The following is an 11,708-nucleotide window of genomic DNA, read 5'->3' as shown; positions in this document are numbered from 1 at the left end:
AATTGTCGCATCCCGGTGCATCATTTTCTTGCGCGCCCGATGCGGCGCCCTGCCCCCTGCCCCCCGGGCTCTGGCCATGCCCGGCAAGCGCTGCTAGGCTTTGCCCATGGAGGCCCTTCAATGACACTCGACGCCGTTCTTGCCCGTATCGACGACACTCTGCCCGACGCCTGCGACAGGTTGCTTGACCTTTTGCGCATCGCCTCGATCTCGACCGACCCCGCCTTCGAGGGCGATTGTTCCCGCGCCGCCGCCTGGCTGGTGCAGGAGCTGAAATCGCTGGGCTTCACCGCCTCGGCGCGGCCCACCCCCGGCCATCCGATGGTGGTGGCGCGGCACGCGGGCCCCGGGCGGCACATCCTGTTCTACGGGCATTACGACGTGCAACCCGTTGATCCGATTGACCTGTGGGACCGCGACCCCTTCGATCCGGCGCTTGAGGAAACGGCCCGGGGCGTGGTGATCCGCGGCCGCGGCGCCGCCGATGACAAGGGCCAGCTGATGACCTTCCTTGAGGCCTGCCGGGCCTGGAAAGAGGTGCATGGCACCCTGCCCGGCAATCTGACGATCTTTTTCGAGGGCGAAGAGGAATCGGGTTCGCCCTCGCTCATCCCGTTCATGAAGGACAATGCCGAGGAGCTGGGCGAGGCCTCGCTGGCGCTCATTTGCGACACCGGGCTTTTCGCCGACAAGGTGCCCGCGGTGGTGACGATGCTGCGCGGGCTGGCGAAGATCGAATTCACCCTGAAGGCGGCCGACAAGGACCTGCATTCGGGCAGCTTCGGCGGCGCCGCGATCAACCCGATCCGGGTCTTGACCCGCATCCTCGGGCAGCTGCACGACGATCAGGGCCGCGTCACCGTGCCGGGCTTTTACGACGATGTGGCCGACCTGCCCGAAGAGGTGCGCGCGCAGTGGCAGGGGCTGGGCTTCGACCATGCCGCCTTTCTGGGCGGGGTCGGGCTGAGCCAGCCCGCGGGCGAGGTGGACCGCACGCCGCTCGAACAGATCTGGTCGCGGCCGACCGCGGAAATCAACGGCATCTGGGGCGGCTATACCGGCGCGGGCTTCAAGACCGTGCTGCCCGCCGAGGCCAGCGCCAAGGTCAGCTTCCGGCTGGTCTCGCATCAGGACCCGGAAAAGATCCTGGCGTCGTTCAAATCCTGGATCGAGGCGCAGCTGCCCCCCGATGTCACGCTCGACTGGAAGGCGCCGAACGGCTCGCCCGCCTCGGTGATGGCGATCGACGACCCGGCCTTTGACGCCGCCCGCGCGGCGCTGACCGAGGAATGGGGCGTGCCCGCGGCTTTCGTCGGCTGCGGCGGCTCGATCCCGATTGCGGGCTATTTCAAGGAGATCCTTGGCATGGATGCGATGCTGATCGGCTTTGGCAAGGACGACGACCAGATCCACAGCCCGAACGAGAAATATGACCTTGAGAGCTTCCACAAGGGCATCCGCAGCTGGGCGCGGATTCTGGACCGCATCGCGGGCTGACCGGGCGGCGGCGGGGGTTTCACACCCCCGCACCCCCGTGGGATATTTGAGGCAAGATAAAAGCAAAGGGCGCTCGGATCGGGCGCCCTTTTCCCTGCCCTTTGCCCCGGCGCGGAGATCCCGAGGGGGGCCTTCACCGATAACAGAGCCCGCGCCTGCGGGCGCCGCGCAGGGTGGCGGCGCCCGGCCCCGAAGATCGTCCCGGGGCCGGGCTGTCGGTCAGAAGGTCATCTTCAGGCCGACGCCGACCGAGCGCGGATCGACCACGGTGCCCTGCAGCGATCCCTGCAGCGACCGCAGGTTGGTCACCGAACGATCATCGAAAATGTTGTTCACATAGGCGAAAAGCGACAGATCCTCGCGCGGGGTCCAGGTCACCCGGGCATCGGCCACGGTATGCGCGTCGATCAAAAGCGCCGTCGCATTGGTGTCATCCGAGAAATAGGCGTCGGTGTAACGCACCGTGCCCGCCAGCGTCACATCGGGACGGATCGCCCAATCCGCACCAAGGCTGAGCGTGCGGCTGGGCGCGCGGCCGAATTCATGCCCCTCGTAATCGGCCAGCGCATTCTCGAAGCTGACGATTTCGGTGTGCAAAAGGCCAAGATTGCCGCGCAGGGTCAGGTCGTCGCGCGCCGCGAAGCTGAAGCCCAGCTCCATCCCGTAGGATTCCGCCTTGTCGGCATTGACGGTCACCGCATCGGTATAGCCGCCCTCGATCACCGAGGTCACATAGCGCTGCGCATTCTTCATCCGGCTGTAAAACAGGTTCCCGGTCAGGTCGAGCCGCTCGTCAAACAGCTTCGTGCGGCCGAAAAGCTCGTAGTTCCAGACCGTTTCCGGCTCGAAGGTCACATATTGCCTTGACACGAAGCCAAGCGTCACCCCGCCCGGGTTGTAGCCCTTGCTGACCATCGCGCCGATGCTGGTGGTGTCGTTCAGGTCATGGGTCAGCGCAAGCTTCGGCAGCCAGGCATCGAAACTCCGGTCGTAATCCAGCACCTCGGGCGTGAAGCTGGTGGTGCCGCGCCGCTCCACGTCGTCGCGCTGATAGCGCAGCCCGCCGGTCAGCATCCAGTCGGGGGCAAAGCGATAGTTCAGCTCGGTGAACACCCCGGCGCTGCGCTTTTCATCCTCAAAGACGGTCGAGCCGCGCAGGTTCAGCGTCTCGTCGGTCTTCGTCGAGGACAGGAAAAGCCCCGCCAGACCGCTGAAGGTCGCCATCTCGTCGCCAAAGGTCAGCCGGGTCTCGTTCGAGACGATGTCCTGATCGTTTTCGGCGCTGCCCGAGGTCACCGGCTCGGTGATCCGCGAGGTCTGCACGTCGGCGACGCGCAAGCTGTTGACGATCTTCACGCCATTGCCGAAATCCTTGCTCAGATCCAGCACGGTGGCATTGCTGCGCAGGTCCCAGCTCGGGTTGCCGGTGACGGTGCTTTCCAGATCCTCATAAGGCGCCATCGCCGCTTCCCAGGTCGGACGGCTGGTGTCGACATGGGCGAAACTCAGCTTCGCCTCGAACCCGGAAAGCCCCGCAGGCTGCCACAAAAGCTTGAAGCGCAGGGTCTTCGCGTCGAAATCCTGATCGGTGCCCCCCAGCGCAAAGGCGGGGTTGGTGTAGGAAATATAGGTGTCGCGGGCCGAGTAATCGACCGAAAGCCGCGCCGCCAGATCAGTTGCGACCGGCCCCGACACCACCGCCGAGACGCGGCGGCGGTTGTCGCTGCCATATTGCAGCTGCACCGCGCCCTCGCGGGTGAAGCTCGGGTCTTTCGTGGTGACGATCATCGCCCCGGCAATGCTGTTGGCGCCCTGGGCCACCGTTTGCGGGCCGCGGAACACCTCGATGCCGTCCACGTCCCAGATCGCCGCCGAACTCCAGACCAGCTCGTTATAAGTCAGGTAATGGCCGTCGACGCTGACCGCCATGCGCGGCACGGTGCCGCCGAAAAACGCGGTGGCGCCCGAGTTCGGCCCCTCGCTGTCCTGACCGCGGATCGTCGGCGCCCCGCCCTGACCGCCCACGGACGGATAGGTCACGTTCGCCATCCCCTCTGCCGCCTTGGCCAGGCTGTCCTTGCCGGCCTCGTCTGCCTTGGCCACGGCGGCACCGTCGAGCGCGCTCACCGACGACGCGGTGCGCTGCAGGCTGCGGGCCAGTTTTTCCCCGGTGATGACGATCGTGCCCAGCGAAAAGCCTTCCTCGGCGCCTTCCTCGGCGAACCCGGTTTGCGGGCTCAGAACACACAGGGCCGCAATGCTCGCGCCGCGCAGAAGGCGCGCTCCTTTCAGTCGTTTCATGCTGCTTTCCTTGAAATGGCGACGGCTGGCGTGAAACGGCTGGCATCGGAATGGGACGGCCCGGCCGCAAGGCTGGGGCCGGGGTGTCACGTTTACGCGAACCCGGGGGCGCGGAAAGCGATTCCTGACAAAAATAGTTTACTGCTGCAATTTCGTCAGTCAGGTTGTCAGCGCCGCGCCGATCGCGCCGCGATGGCCAAGACAAAGGTTGACGCCCCCGGATTTCCGAGTATTTTTATCGGCCATTGCAGCCCGTGGCAAGCGAGGCCTGACCGCAGCGCCGGGCGCGGAGGAAGCATGGAACGTCGCCATTTTCTGATCGCCAGCCTGTGCGCGGGCGCCCTGCCCGCCATGCCCCTGCGCGCCGGGGCGGCCGAGGCTTGGCCCCGGCGGATCACGAATGCCGATGGCAGTGTGACCGATCTGACCGCCCCGCCCGCGCGCATCCTGTCCAGCTCGGTCACGCTTTCGGGCAGCCTGCTGGCGATCGGGGCACCGCTGATCGGTTCTGCCACCAGCGCGCATGGCGATTTTTTCGCGCAATGGCAGGCGGCTGCCGAAACCCGCGGGGTCGAAAAGCTCTGGCCTGCCGGGTCGGTGGATCTGGAGGCGGTCTGGGCGCTTGCCCCGGATCTGATCGTGGTTTCCGCCGGGGGCGCGGATTCCGCGCTGGCGCATCGGCAGGCTTTGGCCGAGGTGGCGCCGGTTCTGGTGCTCGATTACGGCGCGCTCGACTGGCAGGAGCTGTCGCGCCAGCTCGGCCGCGCCACCGGCCGCGAGGCCGAGGCCGGGGCGCTTCTGGCGGGTTTCACGCAAGAGCTGGAAGCCACGCGCGCGCGGCTGAACCTGCCCGCGGGCCGCGCCAATATCATCAGCTACAACGGCGCGGGCGCCCCCAATCCGATCGCCACCGCAAGGGGCGTGCATGGCCAGCTGCTGGCACGGCTGGGCTTCACCCTCGAAGATCCGCCGCAAAGCTGGCAGGAGACGGGCGCGACGGCCTCGGCCGATTTCGTCCGCGCCGCTTATGAACAACTGACCGCGCTGCAGGCCGAGACGACCTTTCTGCTGTCAGGCACCAGCGCTGATGCCGCCCGGTTTCTGGCCGATCCGATCCTCGCCAACCTGCCCTCGGTCCGCGCCGGGCAGGTCTATGGGCTGGGGCCGAATTCCTTCCGGGTGGATTATTACAGCGCGCAGGAGATCGTGGCGGGCATCGCGCAGCACTTCGGCGGGGCGTGATCATGCAAGCCCCGCGCCCGCGCCTGCTGCTTTCGGCGGCGCTGCTGTTCCTGCTTTGCACCACGCTGGCCAGCCCCTTCATCGGCCCGCGCGAGATCGGGCTGCGGGTGACGCTGGCCGCGCTGAGCGCCTTTGATCCGGGCGACGGCGCGCATCTGCTGGTGCGCGAGCAGCGCCTGCCGCGGGCCTTCTTGGCGCTGGTCGTGGGGGCGGCGCTTGGCGCGGCGGGGGCCTTGATGCAGACCTTGACGCGCAATCCGCTGGCCGATCCGGGGCTTTTGGGGATTTCGGCCGGGGCGACGCTGGCGATCGTCTGTCAGATCGCGGTCTTTGGCCATGTCGAGGTGACGGCGGCGCTTTGGGCGGGGATTGCCGGGGCGGCGCTGGGGGGCGCGGCGGTTTTCGGGCTCGGCGGGCTTGCGCGCGGGCATGATCCGGTGCGGCTGGTGCTGGCGGGGGCGGCGCTTTCGATCGTGCTTTTGACCCTGACCCGGGTGATCACCGTCAATGCCGAGGCGGCGATCTTCGATCAGTTCCGTCATTGGGCGGTGGGGTCGCTGCAGGGGCGCGGCTGGGCGGTGCTGGGGCCCACGGCGGCGATCGGGGCGGCGGGGGTTTGCGCGGCGCTGGCGCTGGCGCGGCCGCTCGATGCGCTGGCGCTGGGAAAGGAGTTCGGCCAGAGCCTTGGCGCCGATCCGCGCCGGATCTGGTTTGCCGCCGCGGCGGTGATCGTGGTGCTGGCGGGCGCGGCCACCGCGGCGGCGGGGCCGATCAGCTTCGTCGGTCTGGCGGCGCCGCATCTGGCGCGGCCCATCGCCGGACCGGCGCATCGGCCGCTGCTGCTGGCCTCGATGCTGACCGGGGCGGCGCTGGTGGCTTTTGCCGATCTGGCCGGACGGGTGATCGGCGCGCCGGGGCAGATCGATCTGGGCATCATGGCGGGGCTGATCGGCGGCGGGATCTTCATCGCGCTGGCGCGGCGGCTGCGGATGGGCGCGCGGTGAGCGGCCCGGCCCGGATCACGCTGCGGCATCGGCGCTGGTCGCTGCGGCTCCATCGGCGCGCCCTGGCGCTGAACCTGGGTCTGCTGGCCCTGCTGACCGCCGCAGGGATCGCCGCGCTGCTGCAGGGGCGGATTCCGGTCAGCCCGGCCGATCTGTGGCAGCTTTTGACCGGGGCCGCGCCCGGGCGCGCGGTTGCCCATGCGGTCTTCGACATCCGGTTGCCGAGGCTCTTGGTCACGCTGGGCGCGGGGGCGGCGCTTGGCGCCTCGGGCGCGGTGTTTCAAAGCATCGCGCGCAACCCGCTGGGCTCGCCCGATGTGATCGGCTTCACCGCCGGGGCCGCCTCGGGGGCGCTGGTGCAGATCATCGCCTTTGGCGGATCGGGGGCCGATGTCGTGCCCGCGACCATGGCCGGAGCATTGCTGACCGGGGCCGGGGTCTATCTTCTGGCGCGCAAGAATGGCCGCGTCGGCGCGCATCGGCTGGTGCTGACCGGCATCGGCGTCGGCGCGATGCTGAGCGCGCTGAACGCGCTGTTGCTGGTCAAGGGCGATCTGGACGCCGCGATCTCGGCCAATCTGTGGCTGGCGGGCTCGGTCGAGGGGCGGGACTGGGGCCATGTCTGGCCGCTTTGGACGGGGCTTGCGCTGCTTTTGCCCGCGATGCTGTTCGGCATGCGGCCGCTTGCGCTGATGGCGATGGGCGACGATCTGGCCGGGCCGCTCGGCGTCGCGGTCGAGCGGGTGCGGGGGGCGATGCTTCTGGCGGCGCTGCTGCTGGTCGCGCTTGCCACCAGCGCGGCGGGGCCGGTCGCCTTTGTCGCGCTGGCCGCGCCGCAGCTGGCGCAACGGCTTGGCCGGACGGTCGATCAGCCGCTTTTCGGCGCGGCGCTGCTGGGGGCGCTGCTGCTGGCCGGGGCCGATCTGCTGACCCGGGTTCTGCCCGTCGGGGCGATGCTGCCGGTCGGTCAGGTCACCGGCGTTCTGGGCGGTCTTTATCTGATCTGGCTTTTGACACGGCAGGGACTCGCGGGGCAAAGGGGATGAGGGACGACGGCAAGACCACGGCGACCGGGGTGCAAAGCCGGTTGCGCACGCAGGCGCTGCAGCTGGGCTATGCGGGGCGGCAGATCTGCGCCGATGTCACGCTTGCGCTGCCCGAGGGGCGGTTTTCCGTCATCCTCGGGCCGAATGGCTGCGGGAAATCGACGCTTCTGCGCGGGCTGTGCAATCTTTTGCCGCCGCAGGCCGGGCAGGTGCTGCTGGACGGTCAGGCCATCGCGCGGCTGCCCGCGCGGGCGCTGGCACGGCAGATCGGGCTTTTGCCGCAAAGCGCGCAGGCGCCCTCGGGGATCAGTGTCGAGGATCTGGTGGCGCGCGGCCGCTATCCGCATCAGGGGCCGTTCCGGCAATGGAGCGCGGAAGATGCCCGCATCGTCGCCGAGGCGATGGCGGCGACCGGGGTGGCCGATCTGGCGCAGGCCGAGGTCGATGCGCTGTCGGGCGGGCAGCGGCAGCGGGTCTGGATCGCGCTGGTGCTGGCGCAGCAGACGCCGATCCTGCTTCTGGACGAGCCGACGACCTTTCTGGACATCGCGCATCAGCTGGAACTGCTGACGCTGCTGCAACGGCTCAACCGCGATCAGGGCCGGACCATCGTCGCCGTGCTGCATGATCTCAACCAGGCCTGCCGCTATGCGGATCATCTGGTGGTGATGGCGGCGGGCCGGGTGGTGGCCGAGGGCCCGCCCGCCCGGCTGATGACCCCCGATCTGCTGCGGCAGGTCTTCGGGCTGGAGGCGGTGATCCTTGACGATCCGATCAGCCACACGCCGCTGATCGTGGCGCGCTGACCCCCTTCAACGCCCCCCAGATCAACGTCCCCCAAATCAGCGCCCGACCGACCAGCGTTTCACCGCCCCCTGCGCCGCCCACATCCGCGCATAGCGCCCGCCCGCGGCCAAAAGATCGGCATGCCGCCCCGCCTGCACCAGCCGCCCGTCCTCGATCACCAGGATCTGATCCGCCCCGACAATCGTCGAGAGCCGATGCGCGATCACGATCACCGTCTTGCGCGCCACCAGCGCATCCAGCGCGCGCTGCACCGCCAGCTCGCTTTCGGTATCGAGCGCCGCCGTCGGTTCATCCAGAACGACAATCGGCGCATCCTTGAGCAGCGCCCGCGCGATCGAGATGCGCTGCCGTTCGCCGCCCGACAGCCTGCCGCCGATCTCGCCCAAAGGCGTCTGCCAGCCCTGCGGCAGCCGCTCGATGAATTCAAGGCATTGCGCCGCCTGCGCCGCCGCCCGCACCTCGGCCTCGGTCGCGTCGGGGCGGCCCATGCGGATATTCGCCAGCACCGTGTCATTGAACAGATAGACGTCCTGAAACACCACCGAAATCAGATCGTTGAGACGCTCTGCCGGGATCTGGCGCAGATCGATGCCGCCAATCTGCAACGCCCCCTCCTGCGGATCGAAATGGCGCAGCAAAAGCCGCGTCAGCGTGGTCTTGCCGCAGCCCGAGGGCCCGACCAGCGCGGTCAGCGAGTGTTCGGGCAAAAGGGCGCTGAAGGCGCGGATCGTCGGCGCCCCGGCCCGGGCATGGGTGAAGCTGACCGCCTCGAAGCGGATGTCATGGCGGGTCGGCATCAGGGCGGGCGCCCGCTGCGGCAGGGGCGCCATCGCCAGAAGCGCGCCGATCCGTTCCAGCGCGGCCTCCATCACCTCCAGCATCGCGGTGTAAAGGATGAAGGTCGAAAGCGGCTCGGAAAGCCGCACCACGATCACGAAAACCGCCCCAAGCGCCGCCGGATCAAGACTGCCGCGCGTCACCAGAAAAACCCCGGTCATCAGCACGGCGAGCAACCCCAGCTCGACCACGCTGGCCACAAGGATATTGGGCTTCGCCCCTTTGCGATGGCCAAAGACCTGAATCGCCTCAAGTTTCTGGAAGGTCTGCGACAGCCGGGCGGCCTTTTCCCCGGCCCGCCCCGCCGCGCGCAGGATCGCCAAGCCTTGCGTGTATTCCAGCACATCGGCGCTTGCTTCTTGGTGCGCCTGACCGAGGATGCGCTTGCCCCGCCCCAGCGCCGGACGCCGCCAGCGGTAAAGCGGCACGATCGCCGGAAACACCGCCAGCAGCAAAAGCCCCAGCCGCCCGTCAAACAGCATCAGCCCCAGCGCGGCGCAAAACGGCGTGACGACCGCGGCAAAGACCAGATTGAGCACGGTCAGCGCATAAAGCAGGTTTTCATCGACATTGCCCAGCACGACCGCGTTCATCTCGCCCGCGCGCTTGTCCTGCAGCTGTTCCAGCGGGATCTCGCGCAGCTTCGCCCCCAGCCGCCGGCGCAGCCGCCAGGTCGCCCGCACCATCCGGCCGTCGAAATCGAAGCCCTGCGCGCGCCAGCGCAGCGCCGAGGCCGCGCCCATCAGCAAAAGCAGAACAGCAAACCACGAAAGCGCCCGGTCAAGCCCGCCCGGCGTCGCCGCGGCGGTGAAAAGGGGCGCGATCACCGCCAGCCCGAGCCCCTGCAGCGCCGCCGCCGCGATCAGCCCGAAAAGCGCGCGCCGCAGCCCCGGCGCATCTTCCGGCCCGACGCTTTCGGCCAGTTGCCGGAACGTCGTCGCAAAGGAACTTGCCCCCGGCCGCCCGGCCGGTTCCTTGCCGATGACCGCCATCAGATCCCCTCCCGGGCCGCGCCAAGCGACCAGTTTTGCGCCGTTTCGTAATTCTGCCAAAGCCTTGCATAAAGCCCGCCCTGCCCCACCAGCGCCGCGTGACGGCCGCGCTCGACGATCCGGCCGCGCTCGAAGACAAGGATCTGATCGGCATCGCGGATCGTCGCCAGCCGATGCGCCACCATGATCACCGTGCGCCCGCGCATCAGCTCGGAGAGCGCCGCAATCAGCTCGGCCTCGTTTTCCGGATCGGCAAAGGCCGTCGCCTCGTCCAGCACCAGCACCGGACGATCTTGCAGCAGCGCCCGGGCAATGGCGATGCGCTGGCGCTGCCCGCCCGAGAGGAACACGCCGCGTTCCCCCGCCCGGGTCTCGTAGCCCTGCGGCAGCGCGGTGATGAAGTCATGAGCCTGCGCCGCCCGTGCCGCCGCGATCACCTCGGCCTCGGTGGCCTCGGGGCGGCCGATGCGGATATTCGCCGCGATGGTATCGGCAAAAAGGAAGCTTTCCTGAAACACGAAGGCGACCTGTTGCATCAGCCGCCCGGCGCCGATCTTGCGGATGTCATGGCCGCCGATCTCGATCTTGCCCGCGGTGACATCCCAGAACCGCGGCACCAGACGCGCCACCGTGGTCTTGCCCGCGCCCGAGGGGCCGACCAGCGCGGTGACACTGCCGCGCGCGACCTCGAAACTGACATCGTCAAGCGCCGGGGGCAGGTCGGGCGCATAGGAAAACCGCACCCGGTCAAAGCGCAGCGCAGGCGCCGCAGGGTCGAAGGCGAGCGGCCCGGGCGGCATCGCCCCGGCCTCGTCCAGATCGGGGGCGGCCATCACCTCCTCGATCCGCGCCACGCTCAGCCCGACCTTTTCGATCATGTGGCGCAGCATCATCATCGGCATCATCGCCTCGGCCATGCCGGTGCAGGCCAGAAGCACCCCCAGCCAGCGCGGCACCGACAGATCGCCCATCGCGCTGAACCAAAGCCCCGCGCCAAGGACCAGCGTCAGCGTCGGCATCGGGCCCAGCATCAGCCAGGAGAACCGCGCCGGAAAACCCGCGGCGCGGTACCAGTCCAGCATCACCGCCAGATAGCCGTCGAGCGCCGCCTGATAGCGGCCGAAACTGCTTTGGCCGCTGTCGAAATTGCGCACCACGGGCATCGCCTGCACATATTCCACAACCGCCGCGCTGACCTTTTCGCGCGCCGCATTATAGGCCCGCACCATGTCGCGCCGCCGCCGCTGCGCCCCGCGCAGGATGCCCCAGCCAAGCGCCAGCACCGCCAGCGCCACCAGCGCCAGCCGCCAGTCGAACAGCCAAAGCAGCGCGAAGGTCACGACCGGCGTGACATAGGCGCGGGCATAAAGCGGCGTGCTGTCGGCGACAAAGACATGCAGCGCCTTCACGTCGTCATGGATGACCTTGGCCAGCGCGCCCGCGCCCTGCGCCTCGACATAGCCCAGCGACACCCGCGCCAGCCGGTTCGCCAGACCGATGCGCAAGATCCGCTCCAGCCGGAAGGCCGCGTAATGCGCCTGGTTGAAGGCGCCAAGCCGGGCGGCATAGGCGGCAACCGTGCAAAGCGCCGCCGCGCCAAGCGGGCCCCAGGGCATGATCTCCGGCCGGTCCAGCAGCGCGCGGATCACCAGCGTCAGCGACACCATCACCCCAAGCGCTGAAAGCGCCGAGCCCGCCGAAATCGCCATCGCCAGCCGGATCTGCCCCCGCACGGGGTTCAGGATGCGCCAGGGCGACGGCGGCCTGCGCCCCGCCCCCGGTGCCTCTGTGCCCGCCTGTTCCGAAACCGCCATCTGCCCGCCTTTTCCTGCATGACTGCATTCTCTGGCTGGGCTGCGGCAAGGCACAGCTGGCTGACGCGGAAAATCTGACCGCTCGGCCCGGGAAAGGCAAGCCGTCTTCTCCGATCTGCCGCCGCGGGGCGGACCTGGGCGATATCCGCGCGCGGGTGGCGCCAACAG

General features: G+C 68.6%; 8 protein-coding genes. 5 read left to right on the top strand and 3 right to left on the bottom strand.

The features are described from left to right. The first annotated feature begins 120 nt into the window (after positions 1-120). A complete protein-coding gene (locus RCAP_RS07165) occupies positions 121-1,497 on the top strand; it encodes a M20/M25/M40 family metallo-hydrolase (protein ID WP_013067170.1) in 1,377 nt (458 codons plus the stop codon). A 219-nt stretch (positions 1,498-1,716) separates the two neighbouring features. On the opposite strand, the gene RCAP_RS07160 is transcribed toward RCAP_RS07165, so the two are convergent. Next, positions 1,717-3,798 carry a TonB-dependent receptor gene (locus tag RCAP_RS07160; RefSeq protein ID WP_013067169.1) on the bottom strand — a complete coding sequence of 694 codons (2,082 nt, stop codon included), beginning with the start codon at positions 3,796-3,798 and terminating at the stop codon, positions 1,717-1,719. A 297-nt stretch (positions 3,799-4,095) separates the two neighbouring features. Here RCAP_RS07160 and fepB point away from each other — a divergent pair, with 297 nt between their 5' ends. The 4 genes from fepB to RCAP_RS07140 are packed head-to-tail and all read left to right on the top strand — an operon-like array spanning position 4,096 to position 7,896. Then, the gene (gene fepB, locus RCAP_RS07155) at positions 4,096-5,040 is read left to right on the top strand and encodes a Fe2+-enterobactin ABC transporter substrate-binding protein (protein WP_013067168.1); all 945 of its coding nucleotides are present in this window, start codon (positions 4,096-4,098) and stop codon (positions 5,038-5,040) included. Between the two features lie 2 nt (positions 5,041-5,042). Then, positions 5,043-6,044, top strand: coding sequence for a FecCD family ABC transporter permease (locus tag RCAP_RS07150; RefSeq protein WP_013067167.1), 1,002 nt, complete (start codon positions 5,043-5,045; stop codon positions 6,042-6,044). Continuing rightward, the gene (locus RCAP_RS07145; protein ID WP_013067166.1) at positions 6,041-7,090 is read left to right on the top strand and encodes a FecCD family ABC transporter permease; all 1,050 of its coding nucleotides are present in this window, start codon (positions 6,041-6,043) and stop codon (positions 7,088-7,090) included. Before RCAP_RS07150 ends, RCAP_RS07145 begins: the two co-directional genes overlap by 4 nt. Beyond that, positions 7,087-7,896 carry an ABC transporter ATP-binding protein gene (locus RCAP_RS07140; protein WP_013067165.1) on the top strand — a complete coding sequence of 270 codons (810 nt, stop codon included), beginning with the start codon at positions 7,087-7,089 and terminating at the stop codon, positions 7,894-7,896. Before RCAP_RS07145 ends, RCAP_RS07140 begins: the two co-directional genes overlap by 4 nt. Before the next feature lie 36 nt (positions 7,897-7,932). Here RCAP_RS07140 and RCAP_RS07135 read toward each other — a convergent pair whose 3' ends face one another. Both RCAP_RS07135 and RCAP_RS07130 read right to left on the bottom strand, forming a co-directional pair. Continuing rightward, positions 7,933-9,726: an ABC transporter ATP-binding protein gene (locus RCAP_RS07135; protein WP_013067164.1), complete on the bottom strand. Its 1,794-nt coding sequence runs from the start codon at positions 9,724-9,726 to the stop codon at positions 7,933-7,935. Continuing rightward, a complete protein-coding gene (locus RCAP_RS07130; RefSeq protein ID WP_013067163.1) occupies positions 9,726-11,540 on the bottom strand; it encodes an ABC transporter ATP-binding protein in 1,815 nt (604 codons plus the stop codon). Before RCAP_RS07130 ends, RCAP_RS07135 begins: the two co-directional genes overlap by 1 nt. Between the last annotated feature and the right edge of the window lie 168 nt (positions 11,541-11,708).

The sequence above is a fragment of the Rhodobacter capsulatus SB 1003 genome, assembly GCF_000021865.1.
Classification (GTDB): domain Bacteria; phylum Pseudomonadota; class Alphaproteobacteria; order Rhodobacterales; family Rhodobacteraceae; genus Rhodobacter; species Rhodobacter capsulatus_B.
This window is presented reverse-complemented; position numbering and strand designations above follow the sequence as displayed.